Source organism: Streptomyces sp. MRC013, assembly GCF_023614235.1.
In the GTDB taxonomy this organism is placed as follows: Bacteria; Actinomycetota; Actinomycetes; order Streptomycetales; family Streptomycetaceae; genus Streptomyces.
This window is the reverse complement of sequence record NZ_CP094264.1, coordinates 3,547,196-3,570,121: the sequence shown is the minus strand read 5'-3', so window position 1 is coordinate 3,570,121 and position 22,926 is coordinate 3,547,196. Positions and strand designations below refer to the sequence as shown.

The following is a 22,926-nucleotide window of genomic DNA, read 5'->3' as shown; positions in this document are numbered from 1 at the left end:
CGAGACTTCCGCGGTGAGCGATTCCCTGGGCAGCGGACCGCGTCCGGCTCCGCGAACTCCGCAGACCCGGCAGACCCCGCAGGAGCCGGAGGTCCCGCGGCGGGCGGCCCTGCGGCGCCGGCTGGCCGAACTGCGCGGCCCCGCCGCGGTACCGCACCCGTTGGACGCCCGCGCGCTGGCCGCCCTCGCCGCCAACCCGGGCTGCCGCCGCCGCGCCCTGCTGGACGGCGCGGGGGTCGACAAGACCGGGCTCGCGTCGGCGCTGGGCGCGCCGTCCGGGTTCGGGCAGTCGCAGTTCGCCTTCATGCGGGGCCACGCCTTCGAGGCGAGGGTCAAGGCCGACGGGGGCGCCGAACTGCTGCGGCTCCTCGGGGCGGAGGCGCCGGACGGGGTGCGCACGCCCGACCTGGCCGCGGCCGGTCCCGAGGGACGGGCGGCGCGGACGGCGCTGGCGCTGCGGGAGGCCACGGCGGCGGGCGGCTGGACACTGCTCGACCACCCGCTGCTGGCGCTGGAGGTGGCCGGTTCGCCGGCGTACCTGGAGCCGGACGCGGTGGTGGTGCGGCCGGACGGCCGGTGGACCGTCGTGGAGGTCAAGTCCTTTCCCGTGATCGACGGTTCGGCGGACGCGGCGAAGGTCGGGGCGGCCGCCCGGCAGGCGGCGGTGTACGTCCTGGCGCTGGAGCGGATCGCCGCGGTCACGGACGGGGCGGAGGTGGACCACACGGTGCTGCTGGTCTGCCCGAGGGACTTCTCCAACCAGCCGACCGGCTCACCCGTCGACGTGCGCAGGCAGCTCTCGGTGACCCGCCGTCAACTGGCGCGCCTGACCCGCTTGGAGGACATCGCGGCGGAGGTCCCGCGGGGGATGACGTTCGACGTGGCGGCGTGTTCGGCGGAGCAGCTGGCGGCGGCCGTGGACGCGGTGCCGCACGCGTACGCGCCGGAGTGCCTGGCGGCGTGCGAGCTGGCGTTCCACTGCCGCGACCGGGCCCGCACGGCCGGCGCGGTGGAGGCCCTGGGCCGTTCGGTGCGCGGGGAGCTGGGCGGCCTGACGACGGTCGGCGCCGTGCTCGCGGCGGCCCGGGGCGAGGCGGGGGACCCCGGCGACCCGGCGGTCGCGGCGCTGCGGCGCGCGGCGGCCCTGCGCGCGGAGGCGGTCGCCGGGACCGGCGCGGAACCGCGGGGCGGCGCGGGCGTGCCCGGGCAGGCCGCGGGGGCGGACGCGCGCACCGGGGCGGGGGCGGCCTGATGTCGCTGGTCTCCACCCTGGCGCGGCTGGAGGCGGTCGAGGCCGGGCGGGCGCGCGCGCTGACCACCGTGCGCCACCGCCACGTATCGGAGCGGCCGCTCGTGTTCGTCCCGCTGACCACCTCCGGCGAGGCCGGCGCGCCGCTGGGCGCCCTGGTCGGCACGGACCCCGGGGCGCCCCGGCTCCTGGTCGTGCCGCAGCCCCGCGACCGGGACCTGCGGTTCGCGTTCCTCGCCGACCTGGCGGAGGCCGTGCTGCCGCACGTCGACGCGTACGCGGACGCCGTCGAGCCGGCCGAGAGGTCCGAGACCGACCCGGAGACCGGCAGGAAGGTGAAGGTCGAGGTCGAGCTGTGCCTGGACGCGCCGCAGCTGGTCGTGCCCGGGCGCGCGGGCGTCGAGTACGTACGGCTGCTGGGGCGGTCCACGCGGTTCCGGCGGACGGCCGAGGAGGACCCGGGGGCGCCGTTCCCCGCCCCGCCGCGCGTGCCGCTGCTGGGCCGGTGGCTGACCCACTACGGGGACCGGGCCCGGGTGCCGGGCTCGTCGCTGCTGGTCGCGGCGACGGACCTGCTGAACCGGCACTGGGCGACCGGCCAGTCCTCCCTGGAGGACCAGCACCTGGGCGCGCTCCTCGCCTGGATCGACCCCCCGGCCGGGGAGTCCGGCGCGGCGGCCGCCCTCCGTGCGGAGCTGGGCAGGGACCGGGACGGGCAGCTGCTGTGCCCGCCCGCGGGCCCGGCGACCGACCCCGCGTTCGACAACCGGCTGCTGGCGCCCGCCGTCGAGCGGTACGACCGGGCCCGGCAGGCGCTGGGCGCCGCGGAGGACGGCGGGGCGGCCGACGAGCGGCTGGACGCGCTGCACCGGGCGGAGGCGGAGGTCAGGCGCCTGGTCCTGGCGCAGCTGCGGCCGACGTGGGACGCGGTGTGGCGGGCGCTGGAGCTGGTGCGGGAGCTGCCGCCGGGGCGGCACGTCGCGGACCGCTGGACGCGGGACCGCTGGTCGTTCACCGGGCACCGGGACCGGGTGCGGGCCGGTGAGCCGCCGCAGCCGCGCCGGGACGACGCGGTGACGGCGGCGCGGAAACTGGCCGCGCGGGAGAGCGCGCAGGCGCAGCTGGAGGCGCAGGAGGCGCTGGACGACCCGCTGGTGATGGCGGGGCGGAGGCTCGCGGGCGAGGCGTTCGCCGGGGAGGTGGTGGAGGTGGTGATGGCGTGGACGGATTCGAAGCGCCCGTCGCCGCGCCCCCTGGTGACCGTGCGGACCGACGACGCGCCGCACCTGGGCGCGGGCGTGAGGGCGTACCGGTCGCTGGACGGGCGTCCGCAGGCGGCGGAGTTCGCCGGGTACGGGGAGGCCGGGGACGCGGGGGGCGGCCGGACGGTGGTGCTGCGGCTGCTGGACCGGATGGGCCGGTCGAGGGAGCCGGCGGAGGGCTCCGTGCCGGAGGTGGGCGACCGGACCGTGTGGACGCTGTTCGAGCACGACCGGCGGGCGGGCCCGAAGCTGCCCGACCCGGAGGAGACGCCGTGGACCCACGGCGGCCCGCCCCGCCCGGACGCGGCGGAGGCGCCCGACCCGGTGACCCCGGAGGACGTGCTGTGAGAAGCGAAGTGCCCGACCCGTCGTCGGCGGCGGCCGCGGCGACCCGCTCCATCCTGGAGGACACCCTCCGCGGGGGCGCGCGGGGCGTCGTCGTGGACTCTCCGCCCGGTGCGGGCAAGTCGACGCTGGTGGTGCGCGCCGCGCTGGAGCTGGCCGCCGCGGGCCGCCCCCTGATGGTGGTCGCGCAGACGAACGCGCAGGTCGACGACCTGGTGCTGCGGATCGCCGAGAAGGAGCCCGAGCTGCCCGTGGGGCGGCTGCACGCGAGCGACGCGGACGCGTACGACAAGGCGCTGGACGGGCTGGACCAGGTCGTGAAGTCGGCGAAGGCGGCGGACCTGGCCGGACTGCCGGTGGTCGTCTCCACCGCGGCGAAGTGGGCGCACGTGAAGGGCGTCGGGCCGTGGCGGCACGCCATCGTCGACGAGGCGTACCAGATGCGGTCGGACGCGCTGCTGGCGGTGGCGGGGTTGTTCGAACGGGCGCTGTTCGTGGGCGACCCGGGGCAGCTGGACCCGTTCTCGGTGGTGGGCGCCGAGCAGTGGGCGGGCCTGTCGTACGACCCGTCGGCGAGCGCCGTGTCGACGCTGCTGGCGCACAACCCGGAGCTGCCCCAGCACCGGTTGCCGGTGTCGTGGCGGCTGCCCGCCTCGGCGGCGCCGCTCGTGTCGGAGGCGTTCTACCCGTACACGCCGTTCCGCGCGGGCACCGGCCCCGGCGACCGGCGGCTGGCGTTCGGCGCGGCGTCGGACGGCTCGGCGGCCGACCGGGTGCTGGACGAGGCGGCGGAGTCCGGCTGGGGCCTGCTGGAGCTGCCGGCCCGCCACACGCCGCGCACGGACCCGGAGGCCGTCCGGGCGTGCGCGCTGGTGGTACGGCGCCTGCTGGACCGGGGCGCGGCGGCCGTCAGCGAACGCGCCGGGCACCCCGTGCCCGTCACGGCGGACCGCGTCGCGGTCGGCACCGCCCACCGCGACCAGGCGGCCGCCGTCCGCGCGGCCCTCGCCGACCTGGGGGTCCCCGGCGTGACGGTCGACACGGCGAACCGGCTGCAGGGCCGCGAGTACGACGTGACGGTCGTCCTGCACCCCCTGTCGGGCCGCCCCGACGCGACGGCGTTCCACCTGGAGACGGGCCGGCTGTGCGTCCTGGTGTCCCGCCACCGCCACGCGTGCGTGGTGGTCTGCCGCGAGGGCGTCGCGGACCTGCTGGACGAGCACCCGTCGACGGAACCGGTCCAGCTGGGGGTGACGGTCAGGTTCCCGGACGGCTGGGAGGCGAACCACGCGGTCCTCTCGCACCTGTCGGAGCACCGCGTCCGCCTGCGCCCCTGAGCGGCGGGCGCGCGGTGCGCCCCGGCGTCCGTGCGGTGGCGGGCCGCCCCGGAGACCGCGAAACCCGGGCAGGCGTACGGCCGGAGGCGCGTACGACCGGAGGCGGGCACCGCGACGATCCGACCGCACCGGAGCCGGACCGCCCGGCCGTGGTGGTGGCCGCCGTGGCGGCCGACGACGGGCCGGGCGGACCCCCGCCGGGGCCGCCGGCGCGGGCGGCGTGCCCGCCGGCGCGGTCGGGCGGGGGCGAGGGCGGCGGCATCCGCGCCCCCGGCGTCCCCCGGCGTCCCCCCGGTGCGCCGCCCCGGGCGGCCGGGGCGCGGCCCGCACGCGGTCTTGCGGGAGCCTGGACAATGGGCGGTGGCCGCCCACCGGACGGGGGCGACGGCACGGCGAGCGGAACGGAGTCCTCCATGGCGGAAACCGAACGGAGCGGGCAGCAGCGGCGGCTCAGGCCGGCGCCCCTGCTCTTCGAACCTGCGGAGGCCGCCGCCGACCCGGAGCACTTCTTCGACCTGGAGTCCATCGACGACCCCCGCGTGCTGCTCGCCCGGTCCACGGAGCTGACGGTCGCCTTCCGCGCGGCCGCCGACCGGGCCGCCGAGTACCAGGCGATCGCGGCCGCGCAGCTCGCGGACCCGCGCCGCTTCGACCGGCTGTCCACCGCCGACATCGCGGAGCGGGCGCAGTGGGGCGAGGACTACGCGAGGAGGATGGTCGAGTTCGGCCGGGACCTGCTGCGCGGCGGCGCCCCCGGCGACGGCGGCTGAGCAGGCCTCCCGGGCGCGCCGGACACGCCCCTCCCCGGCACACGGGGCTTCCGGCCTCCCGGAACCGCCGGACGTCCCCTCCCGGGCGCGTCCGCCTCGGAGCCGCCGGGCACACCGGTCGTACAGGACCCCCGGGCCTCCCCGAGCCGCCGGGCACACCCGGCGCACCGGACCTCCCCGAGTCGCCGGACTCCCGGCCCCCGGCCCGTCGGGTATGCCCGGCGTGCCGTCGCGCGGGCGCACCGGGCACGTCCTCGGCATATGCCGAGGGCGGAAGGTACCCCCTCGCCCCTCCTCCTGTCCCCGTTTTCGGAAACCCTGTGAAATCGACACGTCACCCTCGGTAGACATGCCCCTCATGAGTACCTGGCTGCGAGACGAGACCCCTCAGAGCCCCGCCCGCGTCCACACCGGTGCCGCCGAGTGCCGCGCCGACCTCCCCCGGCAGGCGCGGACCCGCGGTCCGCGCCACACCTCGCAGATCAGCGCCGACGGCGCCGAGTGGCTCGCGTCCGCCTCCCCGCACCCGGCCTCCGTGCTCGCGCCCTGGGAGGTCCGCCCCGGGGTCCCCGCCGTCCTCCCCTGCGGCACGGTCTTCGACGTGGTGAACGTCCCCGCGGTCTTCGGGCGCCGCATCCTGGACCGGCTGTGGGACGAGGGGCCCGGTTCCGGACCGGTCGCCGCGCATCTCGGGCGGGTGCTGCTGTTCACCGCCCCCGGCACCAGCCGCCGGCTGCCCGCGCTGCTCGCCTGGGAGGAGTGGGGCGACGCGGTCCCGCCGATGCTGTGCCACGGCGTCGGGGACGCGGTCACCGTCCCGCCGCCGGCGCCCGGGGGCGGGGAGGGCCCGCGCTGGCTCGTGGCCCCCGACACGCGCTCGCCCTGGTTGCCGGGCCCGGAGGTGGTGCTGTGGGCCTGCGTGCGGGTGGCGCGCGCCACATCCGCCGGTGACGTGCGGATATCGATTTCTCCCCGCGCGGAACGGGGTGCTAGTGTCTACGACGTCAGCAGGCGCCGCTAGCTCAGTTGGTTAGAGCAGCTGACTCTTAATCAGCGGGTCCGGGGTTCGAGTCCCTGGCGGCGCACGGACGGGAGAAGCCCCTCGCGGAAGCGGGGGGCTTCTCCGTGTGCGGTCACCGGGTCACGGAGTGATCCTCACCCGCCAGGCGCCCGCCGCCGTGCGGCCCAGGACCTCCACCCGGGTGCCCTCCCCCGGCACGGTGAGCGCCTCCCCCTCCGCCAGCGGCGCGTCCGCGAGCGGCGGATACACGGAGCGGCCGCGGCACGCCTCCGTCAGCGGGTGGGCGTCCACCACCTCCACGGGTCCCGCGCCCGACTCCGTCGCGCTGCGCACCCGGTAGACCAGCACGCCCTCCGTGCAGGTGTCCCGGTCGTTGCCGGCCGCCCCGCGCGCCTCGACCGCGAGGGCGCTGCCCGTGCCGGTGCGGACCACCGCCAGGCGGGTGCCCGGCGCGGCGGGGCCGCCGCCCTCCGCCGCCAGCGGCCGGAGGGTCACCGGCTGCGGCTCCCGCACGCAGCGCACCTGGTGGCCGCCGAGCCAGCCCAGCTTCCACTTGTGCCAGCCGAAGGGCTCCGGGGCGAGCGCGAACTGGCTGCCCATGACGTCCCAGTCGCCCACGTGGGTGTCCCAGTCGCCCTTGCCGTCCACGGGCCGGTTGTACAGGTCGGGGAGGTCGAAGACGTGGCCCGTCTCGTGGGCCAGCACGTTGCGGTCCGGCGGGTGCCGTTCGAACAGGGTCACCATCCGGTCGATGTCGGTGCCGTCGGCCCGCAGCGGGGTGTGGAGGTTCACGACCTTCGTCGCGTCCGAGTCGACGCCCGGCGCGTCCGGGTCCGCGACCAGGTAGACGATGTCGTACCGCGAGAAGTCGACGACCGGGTCCGCCACGGCCAGCGCGTCCCGCAGGTAGGCGGCCCGCCGGTCGCCCGCCCAGTCCCGGCGCACCTCGTACTCCGTGGACGGGCGGGGCATCCGCAGCCAGCCGTGGTGCGGGTGGACGCGCAGCGTGAACCGCCCGTACGAGGCCCGTTCGAAGAACTCGCCGGTGGCGGGGACGTAGTCGGCGGTGATCGTCCGCGTCGTGTGCGCGGGCACCGCGTCCGGGAACGACAGGAAGACCATGACCGCGTCGAGCGCCCGCTCGGGTTTCGGGTAGGCCGCGTTCCAGGTGTCCAGTCCGAGGGAGTGGTGCGCCCCGGTGCGGGGCAGGGCGCACGGCCCCGCGGGGTGGTCGGCCGCGGCGGGGCCCGCGGCGAGGCCCGTGGCGGCGATCGCGACGAGGGAGAACACCCCCGCGGCCACGGAGCGCGGGCCCGGCCGGTGCACTCCCCGGGCGGCTGCGCGAGCGACTGCTGACCCTCCACGTCGACCTCCGGGTGCGAGATACGGGACGTCTCCTCACCCTGTGTGGTTTTGTCGCCCGCGTCCTGTTCCGCTGCACCACCCGGGTGAGCGGTGACTCGCCCGGCCGCCCGCGCCTTCTCACCGACAGTCACATCCGTTCAGGCCAGGCCGGGCGCCGACACACCCGCGCAGAAACGATCGTCCGTGTCCGATGGGCGGTCCGGCCGTTGTCCACAGGTCAGGGGGGTCACTGGAACGGCCCCACGGCAGCCCCTAGGATCGGCACGCTTTCCACGGCCGATCTCGCCCGACCAGATCTGTACGTCACAACTGCCCTGCGGGAGCGAGCGGTGAGCGGAACTCCAGAAGGACCGGGACACACGGCAGTCGCACGGCCCTGCATCGCATTCCACACGATCACGAAGCGTGACGGGGGGAGCAGGACGACCGCGGCCACGGCGAGGACGCGGCGTGCTGCGATCCGCCCCCGGACCCCGTGTCCGCGGCGGAGCTGCGCGACGTCCACGCGGCGTTCAACGCCGCGCAGCTCCCCATGGCCGTCGTCGACGCCGACGGCCTGGTGGTCAGCGCGAACGACGGGCTGGCCGCCCTGGTCGGCGCGGACGCCGCGTCCCTGCGCCGCCGGGTCGCCGCGGACCTCGTCGACCTGACCGCCGACAGCCGCTCCGGGCAGGCCTACCGCGAGGTGCTGCGCGGCCACCGCCCCCACTTCCGCTGCACGCGCCGCGTCAAGCGGCCCGACGGGCGGTCCCTGTGGGCGGAGGTCACGGTCGTGCCCGTCCCCCGCAGCCGGCACCTGCTGCTGTCGGTCGCCGACGTCAGCGCCCACCGCGACCTCCGGGCCCGGCTGCGCCACCTCCAGATGCACGATCCGGTGACCCGGCTGCCCAACCGGGCCCTGTTCTTCGAGCGCCTCACCTCCGCGCTGGAGAACGCGTCGTACGACTTCCACGACGCACACGACGACGGCGGCGGCGGGACGGGCCGGATCGGCCTGTGCTACCTGGACCTGGACGGCTTCAAGGCCGTCAACGACACGCTCGGCCACCGCATCGGGGACCAGCTGCTCGCCGCCGTCGCCGCCCGGCTCACCGAGTGCACCGAGAGGGACGCGGACACGCACGGGGGCGAGCACCTCGTGGCGCGGCTCGGCGGCGACGAGTTCGCGATCCTCGTCGAGGACTCGACCGGTACGGAGCAGCTCACGGACCTCGCCGAAGCCGTCCTCGCCTGCGTGCAGCGGCCGTTCGACCTGGCCGGGCAGCGGCTGTCGCTGTCCGCGTCCATCGGCGTCGTCGAGCGGCTCGCGGCGGGCACCACGGTCAACGGCCTGATGCAGGCCGCCGAGACCACGCAGTACTGGGCGAAGGAGGACGGCAGGGCCCGCTGGACGCTGTTCGACCCCGAGCGCAACGCCCACCGCATGACCCGGCAGGCGCTCAGCTCCACGCTCCGTCCCGCCGTCGAGCGGGGCGAGTTCACGCTGGAGTACCAGCCGCTGGTGGGCATGGCGGACGGGACGGTGCGCGGCGTCGAGGCACTGGTCCGCTGGAACCACCCCCGGTTCGGCCCGCTGGCGCCGAATCGGTTCATCGGGATCGCCGAGGAGGACGGCTCCATCGTGCAGCTGGGCCGGTGGGTCCTGCGGACCGCGTGCAGGCAGGCCCGCCGCTGGCAGACCGACCACCTGGGCACGCGGCCCCTCTTCGTCAGCGTCAACGTCGCCGTGCGCCAGGTGTGGGACTCCGACCTGGTCGCGGACGTCGCGCAGATCCTCGACGAGACCGGGCTGGCGCCGGGGCTACTGCAACTGGAGCTCACCGAGTCGGCGGTGATGGGCTCGGCCGGGCGCCCCCTGCGGGCCCTGCAGGCCCTCAGTGAGATGGGGGTGCGGATCGCCATCGACGACTTCGGCACCGGCTACTCGAACCTCGCGTACCTGAGCCGGCTGCCCGTGTCGGTGCTGAAGCTCGACGGGTCCTTCGTCCGCGGGTTCCAGGAGGAGACGCCCCCCAACCCGGCCGACGAGGTGATCGTCGAGGCGATGGTGGACCTGGCGCACCGGCTGGGGCTGACGGTGACGGCGGAGTGCGTGGAGACCGCCGGGCAGGCGGACCGCCTGCGGAGGATCGGCTGCGACACGGGCCAGGGCTGGTGGTACTCGCGGGCGGTCGTCCCGGAACGCATCGCCGACATGATCCGCGTCGGTGCGGAGGGGACCTGAACGGCGGGCGGGATTCCCGCAGCGACTCCCGTACGGGGGCCGGAGCCGACTGGGGCCGATCCCGTAGGGGATCGGGGCTGCCGGGGCCTCTCCCGTAGGGGGCCGGGGTTCCCGGACGGGCCGCTCCCGTACGGGGCGGGGCCTGCGGACGACGCCCCCGTACGGGAACCGGGGCGGGCGGTACGGGGCCGCTCCGCGGGGAGGGCGCCCCGCCCCGGACCGTACGGGTGCTCCGGGGCCACCCGTACGGCCCGGCGCACCGCCCGCGGACGCCGGACCGGGGCGCGGGATCGCCCCGCCCGCCGCGGTCCCTCGTACCCGCCCCGTCGTCGCTCACCTGTGGGGCCCCTCCCGCACCCGACGCTCCTGCGCCACCGGCCGACGGGAGGGCGCGTCCGGTTATTCCCCGGGCTCCCACACGTCGCGCGGGCCCCGCCGGACGAACAGCGCGCCCAGCTCGTCCGCCCACGCCCCGTGCCGCTCCGCGAGCCGCAGCCCCTCCCACACCGTGACCAGCGTCCCGGTGAGCACCGGTTTCCCGACCGCCGCCTCCGCCTCCGGCACCTCCGCGACGGTCGGCACGGCCGTGTCCGGGACGAGCAGCGCCTCCGCGCGCGGGTCGTCGGCGGCCCGTACCAGCTCGGGCAACGGCAGCCGGCCGGCCCCGCGCCACTCGCCCACCACCTCGACCCCGGCCGCGCCCAGGAACCGGGCCGCCCCCGCGAGGTCCTCGGACCGTGTACCGGCCACCACCACGCGGGTCGCGCCCACCGCCCGCACCGCGTGCGCGAAGCCGATCGCCGTACTGGACGCCGGGATGCCCGCCGCCAGCGCGAGCGACCTGGCCCGTTCGCGCGCGGCGTCCCAGCCCTGGGCGAACGACCCGCTCGCCGACGCCCACACCACCGCGTCGGCGCCGGCCAGGCGCAGCCGCTCCGCCCCGGCGGTGAGCCGCCCCGGGTCCGCGCCGTGCCCCTGTCCCTGGTACACGACGGGGTCGACGCGGATGTCGCCGCCCAGCAGCGTCTCGATACGGCGGTAGTCGTCCTCCGGGTGACCCTCCGGGCGGAGAAGTCCGACGGTGGTCATGCAGCCTCCTGTCCCCGGGGCACCGGTCGGGCCCGCCCCGCGCGGGGGCGGGCGACCGCGCGCCCGCGGCTCGTACGGTTGGTCACGGACAATTCAGATAACGCGGGTGACGCGGACACGGACACCACAGTCAACAGGGAATCAGGAACGACGGGCCGCCGCCCGTCGCCCCCTCGGCGCGGCGGCATCCGGCGTGTCGGGGTCCGGCACCGCCGGCGGGCACCCCGGCTCCCGGGCACCGGGCGCCCGGCCCCGTCGCACGGAGGGGCGGTCCGTCGGGGCCGCGTGCGTACGCGGACACGGCACCCGGACGGGCCGGTCTCGCCGTCGGCCCCGGGTCCCGGTTCGCGGGTACCCCTGGCGCGGGGTCCTCATTCCCCGAGGCACCGGAAGACCGGAAGGCCGGGGTACTGGACACGACGGGCAACCGGGAGCACTGGGAACGCAGGAAGACCAAGAACCTCAGAGACCCCAAGAACCTCAAGGACTCCAAGGACCTCAGTGATCCCGGGGATCCCAGAGGCCTCAGAGGCCCCAAGGGCATCGGAGACTTCAAGGACCTCAAGGACCTCAAGGACCTCAAGGACCCTAACGGTCCTAACAGCCCCAACGGCCCCCGCCACCTCAGCGGCCTCAAAGCCTTCAAAGCCTCCAAAGCCCCCAAGGGTCTCGAAGGACCTCAGGGGTGCCGGTGGGGTGGGGCGGCGCGTCGTGTGTGCTTCAGGCCTCGACGGAGACGGAGACCGGTGTCCGGTCGGCGCGGTACCGCACCGCGGGCCAGTAGCCCTCCGGGAAGTAGTCGGCGGAGGTGTCGTCGAAGTGCACCTCGAAGCCGCCCGACCGGTACACCACCAGGCCGCCCGGCCGCAACGCGTCCAGGAAGCGCGCCTTCTCCTCCGCGGGCTCCGTGCCGTCCGCCGCCCGGGACCGGAGGAACTCCCCGCCGGCCGCCCCGATGGAGGGCAGCGCCTCCGCCAGCCTCCTCCGTGGGGCGCCAGTTCCGCGGTCCTCCCGGCGTCGGCGGCGTCGAACGACAGTCGCAGGGACCGGCCGTCGAGCGTGACCGCGACCCCGTAATCCACCAGGTCCCGGTCGAAGGTGATCGCCCCGAGGCCCTCGTCCCGCACCGGAGGGGTGCGGTCCGGGGGGCCAGTCGCCCCGGGGCAGCAGCGGGGCCGCGAGGAACGCCTCGGTCGACTGCTCCTCGTACAGCGGGTTGTGATCGGGCGGCAGCAGCCGGACGTGTGTCCCGAACTGTCCGGGAGTGGCCCGTACGGTGCGGCCGTCGACCGCGCGGAGCACGAGGTGCGTCGCGTCGTGCCCGGCTCCGTCGATCCGGAACGCGCGGGGCACCGCCAGCCGCAGCACGGTTCCGCCGCCCGAGGCGCCGACGGTGGCCAGGACCGCCTCCTGCCCTCCGTCCGGTTCCGCGACGACGCGGAGGACGGTCGACAGCGGCTCCACCACGCAGAGCACGTGAGCGCCGCGCCGCAGGGTCTCCAGGCTCGCCCGGTCCCCCCGCAGCGCCCGGGCGAACACCTCCGGTCCACGCACGACGGCCTCCCGGTGCCGGAGCCTACCCGCCGCCGCAACCCTCCGGGTGCCCGGGGCCGCGGCCGTACGCGCCCTTGGACGGGTCGGGCCGCGAACCTCAGAACTCCCACTCCTTCTTGAACCCTTCCGCGACGAAGGCCACCAGCCCCGACCAGACGGCGAACGAGGTCAGCCAGACCGACCAGCTGCTCGATTCGAGGGAGAAGAAGAGCGCCCCGAAGGTGCCCATCGCGATGAATCCCGATGTGAGAATCTTTTCCATCGCGAAGATCCACCGGATTGCTCCGCTCCCGAGTACGGACGAGAGCAGCAGGCCGACCCCGTAGCCGATGAGGATCGACGGCCAGACCAGGAGGAGGACCGACTGCGCGGAGTGGACCCGACTGCTCCTGCCCGCCACGGCGATCTCCACGACGCCGCTCCGCCAGATCGTGAACTCCGCCTCGGCCCCGGGCCGGGCGACCTCGTACAGCGCGTCGCTGACCCCGTGGTCCTCGGTTCTCCCCGAAGCCCGTTCCACGGTCAGCGAAGGGGACTGGTCGGGGGAGCCAGCGGTCCTGCCCACCACGTGACCGGTCTCCCGACCGATGCAGGCGTGCTCCGCGGACGCCCGCACGCCCGGGGCGCAGGGCCGGGCCCCCTCGTACCGGGCGTTCTCCTGATAGGCGTCGAAGGCCAGGTGTGCTCCCGCAAGGCAGGCCACCGAACCGAGCGTCAGCCCGACCGCCCGCCCCAGCCCGGTGTGCCACACCAGCTTCCTCCAGGGCGGGCCGGCCCGCCGAGCCGACCGCTTCGGGCGGGACCGCCGCGCCCCGGCCTCCGCCGACCGGAAAGAGCGAAGCGCCGAGGCGCCCACCCGCATGGGCCCCGCGGCCTCCCCGGTGCGGCGCCGGACGCCGTCCGCTTTCCCGGAGGGCGGACCGCCCCCGGCCGAGCGGGACGGGTCCGAGCCCCGCGGAGCACGGTCCCCGTGCCCCGTGCGGTCCGGTGCGTCGTTGTCCGCGTTGTCCACGACCTCCCCGGGGACAACGCGCGGGTCCGTCCCGGGCCGACCGGCCTCGTCCAGGTCCCGGCGCAGCAGGCTCAGCTCCTGCGCGTTGGCGTCGAGTTCCTCGGAGATGCGCTCCAGGGTGTACTCGTACTCGTCCAGGGGCACTTCCGGCGACAGCCGGGACACCCGGGCACCGTCCAGGGCACCGCCGCCGGTGTGGTCCCCGGTGTCGCGCCGCTCGTACCGCTCCAGCTTCCGCTGGTACTCCTCGGCACGTTGCTGCGCCACCATCTGCAGGTGTTCGGCCTGGTCCCGGTCCCTCCGGGCCTGCTCGAGCTTGGCCCGGTAGCGCAGCAGTCGGTCGTGGGCCTCGTCCCGCTCCCCGAGCACCCGCTGCAGTTGCCGGCCGTCGCGCCGCTGCTGCACCAGGGCGTCCCGCTCGGCGGTCAGCTCCTCGACCCGGGACCGCAGGGAGCCGATGGACAACAGCAGGACGTGCACGAGGTTGTTGCTGCGTTTCAGGGCCTCCTCCGTCTGCAACTGCCTGCGCAGGGCGGCGGAGAGCTCCTTGTACGCCTGCACGGCCTCCGCTTCCGCGGAGGGCGCCGGAGCAGGCAGCAGGCGTCCGCGGCCGGCCCGGGCGGCCTCCGCCTTCCGGCAGAGCGCCTCGGCCTGCCGCAGCAACCGCTCCCGCCGCTGGACGGGCACCCGCGCTCTGATCACCTGGGCGAGCAGCTCCAGCGGCACGTCCTTGGCGCCTTTCCGGTACTCACCCCACAAGGACTTCCTCGCGGCCGGGAACCGCTCCTCCAGGTCCCGGAGGGTCAGGTCCTCGGTCAGCTCGTGCAGGAAGCGTGCCAGGCCGGCCGCCTCCTCGGTCTCCGAAGCAGGCCTCATCGGACGTCCAGGCCTCGCCATCCCCCGCCCCCTTCCACGGCCAACGCGGCGTTGTCCGCGCCCCACCTGGGCTTTCGCCACCTCGCCCTGGCGGACAATTGCACCAGCTCGCAGGCTGTGCCTCCACCCGTTCGGGACAACCCGAGGGAACGACCGGCAAGAAGGGCACACCCATGAGCAGTCTCGACACCAGGACGCTGCGCCGTCTCCGCCGGACGATGCTGTTCTCCCTGATCCGCGGAGCCGCCACCGCCGCCGGCGGAGCGGCGGTCACCGCCCTGGTGTGGTGGGTCCAGCACCGGTGAACCCGACGGGCCCTCCGCGACTCCCCGTGGACGTGCCCGCTCGGACGGGCCGGGACGGGCAGCGCGTCCGCCGCCCGTCCCCGCTCCCGGCCCCGGGCGCCCGGGGCGGCGGGCCGACCGGGACCGGGCCGGCCGGCGTCGGGGCCCGGTGCGGGGGGCGGGGACGGCACCGCCGTGTCCGCACGGAACGGATCCCGCCAGGAACATCCCCGGCAAGGCGCCCATGTCCGACTCCGGGCGCGCGATCGGACCCGGTTCCCCGAAGGGGGCGTCCCCCGCCCCGGACCGTGAACGGAGGCGTGGATTCCCCGGCGCACCCCTGTGACCTCGCCCTTCTCACCCGATCCTGCCTCGGGCATATGCCGGAAGGATGAAGACGGCGGGGTGGGGCGCCCGCCTCGCCAACGGGTGGCCCGGGAAAGACGCTTGGCGGTTATCGTGGTGGAAAAGCTTGCGGTCACAACCTGGTAGGGGGAAACCGTGGCGCTGAAGCCCGAGCCGACCGCGCCGTTCCATTCGGTGCAGTACGCCCTGCGCGTCCTCGAGACCGTGTCCCGGCACGGCGGCGGGGTCACCGACGCGCAGATCGCGCGTGAGACCGGGCTGCCCCCGGCGCACCTGACGCCGCTCCTGCGGATGCTGCGCCGGGAGGGGTACGTGGAGCAGGTCGCCGACGGCGCGTACGTCGTGGGCGACTCGCTGGTGCTCCTCGGCTCGGGCGCGACCCGGCGGGAGGCCCTGGAGGCCAAGCTCCAGGAGACGCTCACGGAGCTGCGCGACTCGGTCGGCGCGGCCGTGTACATCAGCCGGTACATCGACGGCGAGGTCAAGATCACGCAGATGGTGGACGGGCCGCACGCGCCGAAGGTCAACGAGTGGGTGGACTTCCGCTCGGCGGCGCACGCCAGCGCGGTGGGCAAGTGCCTGCTGACCCAGCTCGACCAGAACGGGCGGCGGGACCACCTGGCCCGGCACAAGATCGCCCGGCTGACGTCGCGGACGATCACGAACGAGCGGGTGCTGTTCTCCAAGCTGGACAGCCAGCCGCCGACCGTCCCCGTCCTGGACCTCCAGGAGTACGCCGTGGGCACGGTGTGCGCGGCGGTGCCGCTGACGGCGGGTGCGTCGGTCGGCTGCCTGGCGCTGTCCCTGCCGATCGAGCACGCCCACCGGCTGCGCTCGGCGGCGGACGCGCTGAACCGCAAGGCTGCCCCGGTGGTGCTGTCGCTGGCGCTGTGAGGCGGCGGGGCCGGCCGCGGCGGTACGGACCGGACCCCCGCGGGGCGGGCGCCGGCCGTCCCGGCGGGGACGGTGGCACGGGCGCCCGCGAGGGCGGTGGTTCGGGCCGTTCCGGTGGTCGCGGGAGCGGTGGTCGGAGCACGGCTGGGGACCGGGTAGTATTGCTCCTGTCAGCAGGCGCCGCTAGCTCAGTTGGTTAGAGCAGCTGACTCTTAATCAGCGGGTCCGGGGTTCGAGTCCCTGGCGGCGCACAGACCGGTGAGGCCCTCCGCAGAGCGGGGGCCTCACCGCTGTTCGGGGTCAGGCGCCCCGTTCCCCGTCGGCCGGCGAAGCGTGGCCGGTGGCGAACGCCACGGTCAGGTCCTTCACGAGGTCCTTGCGCTCGTAGTCGTCCGGGTCGACCAGGCCCCGCTCGACGAGGCGACGCACCATGTCGTCCACCGTGTCCACGACCGAGCCGAGGACCGCGTCGCGGTGCCGGGCGTCGATCGCCGCGATCCGGCGGCGGCGCATGGCGGCCTCGATCTCCGGGGCGTACTCGATGCGGGTCGGCTGCGCCGTGAAGACCTCGATGCCGACCGGTGCGCACTCGTCGGCCACCATCCGCGTCATCGCCTCCCCCACCGCGTCCGCGTCCCGCAGCGTCGGGGAACCGCCGTGGAACACGTCGGCGGGCAGCCGGGACAGGACGCGGACGAGGGCCGCCTCCACCTGTTCGCGCAGGTACCGTTCGTGGTCGGCGACGGCGAGCGCCGCCCGGACCGTGTCGCGGATCCGCCACACCACCAGCACGACCACGCGCAGCGCCGTGCCGTCGGCGTCGACGGCGGGCAGCGGTTCGCTGCGCCAGTGGCGGAGGCGCACGTCGAGGCGGCGGCGCACCACCAGCGGGCTCACCCACAGCAGGCCGGTGCGGCGCACCGTGCCCCGGTAGTCGCCGAACAGGGTGAGGACGGAGGCGTACCCGACCCGGCCGCGCACCAGGCCGCCGAACGCGAACAGCGCGAGCAGCACACCCACCGCCGGCGGCGCGACGGCTGCGGGGACCAGGCCCCGGTACGGCCGGGGCGACAGGCCCAGCAGCCGGCCCGCGTCCTCCGGCAGGGCCCCCGTCCACCAGGCGAGGACCCCGCTCCCGGCGAGGAGCAGGAGCCCGGCGGCCAGCCCCGCCCATCCGGGCAGTGCGGTCCCCCTCCCGTTCGACGGGTCCCCCGTCGGCCCGGACCGAGCCCCGCCGCACCCCGGCGTGCCGCCCGCGCCGGGCACCCTTCGCCCGTGTTCCGGGGTCGGGGGTCCGCGTCCCGGGCTCGGATGCCCGTGCCGCGGCCTCCGGGGCGCTCGCACCGGCGGGTCCGCCGTCCGGTGTGCCGCCGGTCCGCGCGCCACCGGTCCGGAAGCCCACGGCCGGCGCGGTCCCGGTCCGTACGGGGGCGGCCGCGTCGCGGGCACGGTGGGAGCGGGTGGAGGGCGCCGTCCGGCGCGGTCCCGGCCCCGGTCCCCGGGAGCGCGGCGGGCGGGGCCTCGGCGCCGGACCCGCCGGCACGGGTCCCGCCGCCGGTTCCCAGCGGAGGGACGGCTTCGACGGGGGCGGTCCACGGCGCCGCTCCCGGGGCGGGCGCCGTCCCGGCCCCGCTCGTTCCCGTGCCGCTCGTCCCGGTCCCGTTCACCCCGGTCCTGCCCGTCCCGGTCCTGCCCGTCCCGGCGAGGTCCGCCGCCGGGGTGGCGGGGCCGTCGGGGTGCGGGAAGGGGGCGGGGGTTCCGGTCGTCCCGGTGGGGGGCGGGGGCGGCGGTCGCCCCGGTGGGGGCGGCCGGGTCGTCCGTCCCGGGGGCGGCTCCGCCCGGGCGCGCCCCGCCGGTGGTGGCCGGTCCGTCCGTGACGGCGGTCCCGTCGGGGGCGGTCCGCGCGGTTCCCGCGGCCGGTGTCCCGAAGTACACGGTCCCGGTGGCCGGCGTCCCGAAGGGCACGGCCCCGGAACGAGCCGGCCCCTCGTGGCCGTCATGACCGTCATGGCCCTCTCGACCGGTGTGGCCGGCGTGGTCCGTGTGACCGGTGCGATCGGCGTGACCGGTGTGATCGACATGATCGGCGTGGTCGACATGGCCGGCGTGGCCGGCGGCGGTGCTCTCCGGGGGCACCGGCCGGCCCGTACCCCCGGCCGGGTCCTGCCCCCGCCCGTCGGGGGCCGGGGACCGGAGGGCGGGTTCCCCTTCGGGGAGTACGGGCTCCGCACGACCCGGTTCACCGGAGGGCGCCGTCCCCGCCGCGGTCGTCCCGTCCGGGTCGGCGGGGCTCCCGGAGCGTGCCGCCCCGGTGCCCGGTGTGCCGGGGCGTGCCGACCCGGCGGGGGCGCCCGGGTCCGCCGCTTTGACCCCCGCCGTTCCCCCCGGAGCCGCTGCCCCGCCCCTCGTCGGCCCGCCCGGGTCCGCCGCCCCGCGCCCTGCCGACTCGTCCGCCCGTACCGTGCCGGTGGCGGTGAGGTCCCCGGGACGCCCGGTGCCCGCCACGGTGGCGCCCCTCGGGCCGGAGCCCGGCTCACGCCCGTGCGCGGCGGTGTCCGGGGCGGTGGCGGCACGGCGTTCCGCGTCCGCCGGTCGCCGCCGGTCCGGCCCGTCGGCCCGCTCCCCCGGCCTCGTTTCGCCGGTCGCCGCGACCGCGTGCGGGTCGTCTGCGGACACGGAGGCGGCCGAGTCCGGGCCGGTCGGGAGGACGGGGTCGGCCGGAGGTACGGCGTCGGCCGGGAGTGCGGAGGCGGCCGGGGAGTCCGGGCCGCCCGCCGGCACGGGGCAGGTCGAGGGCGCCGACCGCTCCGCCGCGAGGGCCGATGCCCCGGGTGGCTGTGCCGCCCGCGCGGGCGCCTCCGCGCCCGGTCCGCCGACCGGGGCGGGGGACGCAGGCTCGCGGGGCGCTGCGGGCGGACCGGGGTGTGACGCCTTCGCCCGCACGGCGGACGGACCGGAACCCGGCGCCCCCGCCTGCACGGCGGAGTCGGACCGTCCCGGCAGGAGGGACCTGCCCCGTCGGCGCTTCCTCATCGGCGGCCGGGGCAGGGAATCCGTGTGGGGGGCCTCGACCACGACGGACGGGGTCGGCTCCAGCAGGTTGGGGACCTCCCCCGTGAGCGGGGGCGTCCTGCGGGTGTGGTGCTCGGTCATCGGAAGAGCCGCCTCCATGTCTCCGGTCCCGGGTGGCCGTTGGCCGCGCCGCCGCGCCAGCCCTGGGCGCGCTGGAAGTCCTGGACGTTGCGCCGGTCCGCCTCGCTCCAGCGGCGGTTCGGCCCGGTGCGGTAGTGCTTGCCGTAGCCGCGCCTCACCAGCTGCCGGCCCAGCGTCTCGACGTGCCGGTTCGACCGGCCCGGCCGGAAGTGGGACCCCCCGGGTACGGGGGCGGCGACTGGCCCGCGGCCGGCGGGATGTCCCTGCCCCGGCCGGTGGCGAGCAGGCGCCAGGTGTGGGGTCCCGGCAGGCCGTCCGCCTCGGCGCCGCGCCAGCCCTGCGCCCGCTGGAACGCCGCCGTCGCCCTGCGGTCCGCCTCCGACCACCGGGGGTCCGGCCCCTCGCCGTAGAAGCGGGCGCCGCCGCGCTCGACGAGCATCCGGCCCAGGCGGGTGACGTGCGCGTTGACCGCGCCCGGCCCGAAGTGCCAGGTCCCCGGGAAGGCCGTCGACAGGATGCCGTCCGCGACGACGCCGAGGCGGCGGTACCCCACGTACCGGTCGGAGTTCGTCCAGTACGCCAGCGGTGTCGCCTGCCGGCGGGTGTGCGGCTTCGTCTGCTCGTAGGCGATGTAGTGGGTGCGCCGCTGGTCCGTCCAGCCGCCGAAGATCGTGACGTGGGAGTCCTTGGCGGGGTTGTCGGTGTTGTGGAACAGCAGGATGTCGCCCGGCTGGAGGTCCGCCCAGGCGATCCGGGTGCCGTAGCGGTGCAGGCTGCCGGTCCACTCGTTGGCGGGCAGGTTCCACGCCATGGAGACGTAGCCGGAGCAGTCCTGGCGGTAGCCGTCGGTCCAGTACTTCGTCATCGAGTACGGGACCTTCTGCGCGACCCAGCGCTCGGCCCGGGCGATGATGCCGGCGCGGGTGGTCGAGGGCAGCGGCGCCGTCGCGACGGAGCCGGCCGCCGGGCCGGCCAAGGGGAGGCCGTACAACCCGGCCGCGCCCCCTGGGGAGTGTCCGGGTCGGGTCCGGCCGCGTCGCGGTCCGCCCACCCGGCGGGCGGGAGCGGTCCCGCCGCGCGGGCGGTGCCGTCCGCGGCGGGTACGCCACCGCCCAGCACCACGCCCGCCGCGGTGAACAGGACGAGGGCACGCCGTGCGCCGTGCGCTCCGGGGCGCCCGCCCGCCCGCACGGCCCGGCGGAGCACGAGTTCCCGCCGCCACCGGGCGCATCCGGGGCAGGGGCAGTCGGCGGCCGGTTCGTACTCCTCGAAGACCGGAGCGGTCATACGGTTCCCCTCGACATTCGACGAGATCTCTCCGTGCATACCGCATTTTGAACACCAAAATGGAAAAAATGACCATCCGACAGGCGCGAGGGGACGGGAAATCCTCGGACGGGCGACCGGACGACGGGAAGCACTCCTCGGCGTCGGGTACAGTTGTCCGGTCAGCAGGCGCCGCTAGCTCAGTTGGTTAGAGCAGCTGACTCTTAATCAGCGGGTCCGGGGTTCGAGTCCCTGGCGGCGCACTGATCAGCGGAAACGCTGTTCGATCACTGACCTGGGAGCCAGGCGGGACGACTCGTGGAGTCACCCCGCCTGGCTCTTCCGGTTTTCCGGGGGCGGGCGGCGAGGCGGGGCGGTCGCGCTCGGCCCGACCGCGCGCCTGCTCACACCCGCCCGCTACTTGTCGTCCTTCACGAACGAACCCTGACCCAGCACGGTGTAGAGCCGACCCTCCGCACGCAATGCAACCACCGCCTTCTGGGCCGTGGACTGACTGACCTCGAACTCGACGGCGATGTCCACCGTGCCCGGAAAACGTTCGCCGGGCTTGTACATCCCCGCGTCCAGCCTTCGGCGCAACTCGTCGGCCACCTGAGGCCACACGGGAACGGAACGATCAAGATTCATACCTTCACTTTGCGCGTATACACAAAATCCAGCTACCGCGCTACCGCGTTAACGCGCTTGTGTAAGATCGCGTAAAGTCTGCCTGAGAGCACGCAACGAAAGGACCCCGGCGACCGATGCAGGCGGTCCCGGGGCATGGCCGATCACCTAAGGAGTGACCGACGATGCGAAGCCCACTCACCGCCCTCCTGACCGTTTTCCTTCCCGCTCGCGGCAGGCGGCGCCTCGCCCCGCAGGGGCCGGCCCCGCAGGTGTCGGCCCCCCGGAGTGCGGCGGGCGGGGCGACGCGGCGGTTGGTCGTCACCCACCGCGCGATCGGGGCGGGGGACCTCCGCCGCCACCGCCACGATTTCGTACGCGGCGAGGACGTGCCGCTCGTCCGCCCGTACCTCACCGCCCACGAACGCGCCCACGGCATCCACTGGTGGGAGGCGGCGGCATGAACCACGAGCCCGCGTCCCCTTCCTCCCCTTCCCCCTCCCCTCCCCCTCCCACGTCCGCCTCCTGCCGCGGAACGGGCCCGAGGGCAACCCGGCCCTCCTCGTCACGGACGGCACCGCCAGCCGGCTGTCCCTGCTGGCCGACGCCGTCGAGGCCCGGCGGACGGGGACGGCCGCCACGGTCCTGCGCCTGTCGCGCGCGCTCCTCGACGCGGAGACGCCGGCCACGGCGGACGAGTACCACTTCGTCACGCAGCGCCCGGCCGAGTGCCTGACCGACGCCCTGCGCATCTGCGAGAGCCGCGCCCGGCGCATCCCGCCGTACGCCGACGGCGGGTAGCGCGTACGTCAGTCCGCGTCGACGCCCGGGTCCGCGTCCGGGCGCCGGCCGCGGTGCGCGGAGCGGACGGCGACCGCGACGGCGGCGACCCCGGCCAAGGCGAGGCCGGTCACCGTGTGCCGGGTGCCCGGGCCGTGTCCGGCGACGCTGGGCGCGTTCGCCACCGCGCCGTCCCCACCGGGCGCCACCGCGCCGTCCCCACCGGGCGCCACCGCGTCGGCGGCCTCGCCGTCCGGCGCGTACGGCTCCGCGGGGGCGGGTGGTGCGGCGGGCCGGTCCCGGCCGGCCCCCGGCGGGTCGTCCGCCAGGGCGGGACCGGCCGCCGGGGCGAGGGCGAGGACGGCGGCCACCGCCGCGGCACGCAGAGCGATCACACCTGGACGCATCGTGAACCTCCTCCCGGAAAGATTCACCCGTATCCCCGCTCCGCGCATCCCCGGTGGCCGCCCCGGTCGCCCCCTACCGCCCGGTAAGCGGGGCGCGGCCCCGGATCCCGGCCGGTCGGGCCCGATCAGACCCGGTCGACCAGATCGGCGATGGAGTCGACGACCGCCGACGGGCGGAACGGGTGGCGGTCCACGTCCGCCGGCGCGGTGACCCCGGTGAGGACGAGGAACGTCTCCATCCCGGCCTCCAGGCCGGCCAGTACGTCCGTGTCCATCCGGTCGCCGATCATGGCGCTGGTCTCGGAGTGGGCGCCGATGGCGTTCAGGCCGGTGCGCATCATCAGCGGGTTCGGCTTGCCCGCGAAGTACGGGTCGCGTCCGGTCGCCTTGGTGATCAGTGCGGCGACCGAGCCGGCCGCCGGCAGCGGCCCCTCGGCGGACGGGCCGGTCTCGTCCGGGTTGGTGCAGATGAAGCGGGCTCCGCCGTGGATGAGGCGGATCGCCTTGGTGAGCGCCTCGAAGCCGTACGTGCGGGTCTCGCCGAGGACCACGTAGTCGGGGTCGTGGTCGGTGAGGACGTACCCGATGTCGTGCAGCGCCGTCGTCAGCCCCGCCTCGCCGATGACGTACGCCGTGCCGTCGGGCCGCTGGTCGTCGAGGAACCGGGCCGTGGCGAGCGCCGACGTCCAGATGTTCTCCACGGGCACGTCCAGGCCCATGCGGGAGAGCCGGGCGTGCAGGTCGCGGGCGGTGTAGGTGGAGTTGTTGGTGAGGACGAGGAAGGGCCTGCCGCGGTCCCGCAGCCTCCGGACGAAGGCGTCGGCGCCGGGGATCGGTACGCCCTCGTGGATGAGGACGCCGTCCATGTCGGTCAGCCAGGATTCGATCGGCCTGCGCTCTGCCATGGGCGGGACTCCTGCCGTACGGACACCGCGTGCCGGGGCGCCGCGGCGGCACCGCGGCGACGCTCCCAGGGTAAGCGCGGGGGACGGCTGCGGACCGGTCGGCGAAGCGGGTGCGGAAACACGCCGTGGACGCACGGGAA

17 protein-coding genes, 3 tRNA genes and 1 pseudogene are annotated in these 22,926 nt (G+C 76.1%); 12 read left to right on the top strand and 9 right to left on the bottom strand.

Features of this window, described 5'->3' with window-relative positions; genetic code table 11:
• Positions 1-13: 13 nt before the first annotated feature.
• From LUW75_RS16320 to LUW75_RS16295, 6 genes are all read left to right on the top strand, one after another.
• Positions 14-1,252, top strand: a complete 1,239-nt coding sequence (locus LUW75_RS16320) for a hypothetical protein (RefSeq protein ID WP_250336268.1) — start codon at positions 14-16, stop codon at positions 1,250-1,252.
• Complete coding sequence (locus tag LUW75_RS16315; protein ID WP_250336267.1) at positions 1,252-2,859, top strand: hypothetical protein; 1,608 nt, start codon at positions 1,252-1,254, stop codon at positions 2,857-2,859. The genes LUW75_RS16320 and LUW75_RS16315 overlap by 1 nt, the downstream gene beginning before the upstream one ends.
• Positions 2,856-4,193, top strand: a complete 1,338-nt coding sequence (locus tag LUW75_RS16310) for an AAA domain-containing protein (RefSeq protein ID WP_250336266.1) — start codon at positions 2,856-2,858, stop codon at positions 4,191-4,193. Before LUW75_RS16315 ends, LUW75_RS16310 begins: the two co-directional genes overlap by 4 nt.
• A 413-nt stretch (positions 4,194-4,606) precedes the next feature.
• Complete coding sequence (locus tag LUW75_RS16305; protein WP_250336265.1) at positions 4,607-4,963, top strand: hypothetical protein; 357 nt, start codon at positions 4,607-4,609, stop codon at positions 4,961-4,963.
• A gap of 358 nt (positions 4,964-5,321) precedes the next feature.
• On the top strand, positions 5,322-5,984 hold the full coding sequence (locus LUW75_RS16300; RefSeq protein WP_250337700.1) for a hypothetical protein: 663 nt from the start codon (positions 5,322-5,324) through the stop codon (positions 5,982-5,984).
• Positions 5,975-6,048: transfer RNA gene (locus LUW75_RS16295), tRNA-Lys, on the top strand. The genes LUW75_RS16300 and LUW75_RS16295 overlap by 10 nt, the downstream gene beginning before the upstream one ends.
• Positions 6,049-6,104: 56 nt before the next feature.
• Here the strand turns inward: LUW75_RS16295 and LUW75_RS16290 are convergent.
• Complete coding sequence (locus tag LUW75_RS16290; protein ID WP_250336264.1) at positions 6,105-7,274, bottom strand: M6 family metalloprotease domain-containing protein; 1,170 nt, start codon at positions 7,272-7,274, stop codon at positions 6,105-6,107.
• Positions 7,275-7,824: 550 nt separating this feature from the next.
• Between LUW75_RS16290 and LUW75_RS16285 the strand changes: the two genes are divergently transcribed.
• Positions 7,825-9,573, top strand: a complete 1,749-nt coding sequence (locus tag LUW75_RS16285; RefSeq protein WP_284453841.1) for a putative bifunctional diguanylate cyclase/phosphodiesterase — start codon at positions 7,825-7,827, stop codon at positions 9,571-9,573.
• 399 nt (positions 9,574-9,972) lie between these two features.
• On the opposite strand, the gene LUW75_RS16280 is transcribed toward LUW75_RS16285, so the two are convergent.
• The 3 genes from LUW75_RS16280 to LUW75_RS16270 form a co-directional block, all read right to left on the bottom strand.
• Positions 9,973-10,662: an aspartate racemase/maleate isomerase family protein gene (locus LUW75_RS16280; protein ID WP_250336263.1), complete on the bottom strand. Its 690-nt coding sequence runs from the start codon at positions 10,660-10,662 to the stop codon at positions 9,973-9,975.
• 720 nt (positions 10,663-11,382) lie between these two features.
• Positions 11,383-12,216, bottom strand: a complete 834-nt coding sequence (locus LUW75_RS16275; protein WP_250336262.1) for a hypothetical protein — start codon at positions 12,214-12,216, stop codon at positions 11,383-11,385.
• 97 nt (positions 12,217-12,313) lie between these two features.
• Positions 12,314-14,104, bottom strand: a complete 1,791-nt coding sequence (locus LUW75_RS16270) for a coiled-coil domain-containing protein (protein WP_250336261.1) — start codon at positions 14,102-14,104, stop codon at positions 12,314-12,316.
• 173 nt (positions 14,105-14,277) lie between these two features.
• Between LUW75_RS16270 and LUW75_RS24355 the strand changes: the two genes are divergently transcribed.
• The 3 genes from LUW75_RS24355 (at position 14,278) to LUW75_RS16260 (ending at position 15,899) form a co-directional block, all read left to right on the top strand.
• The gene (locus LUW75_RS24355) at positions 14,278-14,409 is read left to right on the top strand and encodes a hypothetical protein (protein WP_284453840.1); all 132 of its coding nucleotides are present in this window, start codon (positions 14,278-14,280) and stop codon (positions 14,407-14,409) included.
• A 480-nt stretch (positions 14,410-14,889) separates the two neighbouring features.
• Positions 14,890-15,648 (top strand): IclR family transcriptional regulator, encoded by a 759-nt coding sequence (locus LUW75_RS16265; RefSeq protein ID WP_250336260.1) that lies wholly within the window; start codon positions 14,890-14,892, stop codon positions 15,646-15,648.
• Positions 15,649-15,825: 177 nt separating this feature from the next.
• Positions 15,826-15,899 (top strand) — tRNA-Lys (locus LUW75_RS16260).
• Between the two features lie 49 nt (positions 15,900-15,948).
• On the opposite strand, the gene LUW75_RS16255 is transcribed toward LUW75_RS16260, so the two are convergent.
• Positions 15,949-16,914 (bottom strand): SPFH domain-containing protein, encoded by a 966-nt coding sequence (locus tag LUW75_RS16255; protein WP_250336259.1) that lies wholly within the window; start codon positions 16,912-16,914, stop codon positions 15,949-15,951.
• Positions 16,915-18,797: 1,883 nt separating this feature from the next.
• Positions 18,798-20,088, bottom strand: a pseudogene (locus LUW75_RS16250) (peptidoglycan-binding protein).
• A 168-nt stretch (positions 20,089-20,256) separates the two neighbouring features.
• Here LUW75_RS16250 and LUW75_RS16245 point away from each other — a divergent pair.
• Positions 20,257-20,330: transfer RNA gene (locus LUW75_RS16245), tRNA-Lys, on the top strand.
• Positions 20,331-20,484: 154 nt separating this feature from the next.
• On the opposite strand, the gene LUW75_RS16240 is transcribed toward LUW75_RS16245, so the two are convergent.
• Entirely contained in the window at positions 20,485-20,679 is a 195-nt protein-coding gene (locus LUW75_RS16240) for a winged helix-turn-helix domain-containing protein (RefSeq protein WP_349816426.1), read from the bottom strand.
• 303 nt (positions 20,680-20,982) lie between these two features.
• Here LUW75_RS16240 and LUW75_RS16235 point away from each other — a divergent pair, with 303 nt between their 5' ends.
• Positions 20,983-21,495, top strand: coding sequence for a hypothetical protein (locus LUW75_RS16235; RefSeq protein ID WP_250336257.1), 513 nt, complete (start codon positions 20,983-20,985; stop codon positions 21,493-21,495).
• Positions 21,496-21,503: 8 nt separating this feature from the next.
• Here the strand turns inward: LUW75_RS16235 and LUW75_RS16230 are convergent, their stop codons facing one another.
• Positions 21,504-21,881, bottom strand: coding sequence for a hypothetical protein (locus LUW75_RS16230; RefSeq protein WP_250336256.1), 378 nt, complete (start codon positions 21,879-21,881; stop codon positions 21,504-21,506).
• Positions 21,882-22,006: 125 nt separating this feature from the next.
• Positions 22,007-22,786 carry an HAD-IIA family hydrolase gene (locus LUW75_RS16225; protein ID WP_250336255.1) on the bottom strand — a complete coding sequence of 260 codons (780 nt, stop codon included), beginning with the start codon at positions 22,784-22,786 and terminating at the stop codon, positions 22,007-22,009.
• Between the last annotated feature and the right edge of the window lie 140 nt (positions 22,787-22,926).

What these genes read in the sequence shown, in the direction of transcription:
- LUW75_RS16315 (WP_250336267.1), top strand. Translation starts at nt 1,252, where the DNA reads ATGTCGCTGGTCTCCACCCTGGCGCGGCTGGAGGCGGTCGAGGCCGGG.
- LUW75_RS16270 (WP_250336261.1), bottom strand. Translation starts at nt 14,104, where the DNA reads ATGAGGCCTGCTTCGGAGACCGAGGAGGCGGCCGGCCTGGCACGCTTC.
- LUW75_RS24355 (WP_284453840.1), top strand. Translation starts at nt 14,278, where the DNA reads ATGAGCAGTCTCGACACCAGGACGCTGCGCCGTCTCCGCCGGACGATG.
- LUW75_RS16225 (WP_250336255.1), bottom strand. Translation starts at nt 22,786, where the DNA reads ATGGCAGAGCGCAGGCCGATCGAATCCTGGCTGACCGACATGGACGGC.
- LUW75_RS16280 (WP_250336263.1), bottom strand. Translation starts at nt 10,662, where the DNA reads ATGACCACCGTCGGACTTCTCCGCCCGGAGGGTCACCCGGAGGACGAC.
- LUW75_RS16230 (WP_250336256.1), bottom strand. Translation starts at nt 21,881, where the DNA reads ATGCGTCCAGGTGTGATCGCTCTGCGTGCCGCGGCGGTGGCCGCCGTC.
- LUW75_RS16300 (WP_250337700.1), top strand. Translation starts at nt 5,322, where the DNA reads ATGAGTACCTGGCTGCGAGACGAGACCCCTCAGAGCCCCGCCCGCGTC.
- LUW75_RS16305 (WP_250336265.1), top strand. Translation starts at nt 4,607, where the DNA reads ATGGCGGAAACCGAACGGAGCGGGCAGCAGCGGCGGCTCAGGCCGGCG.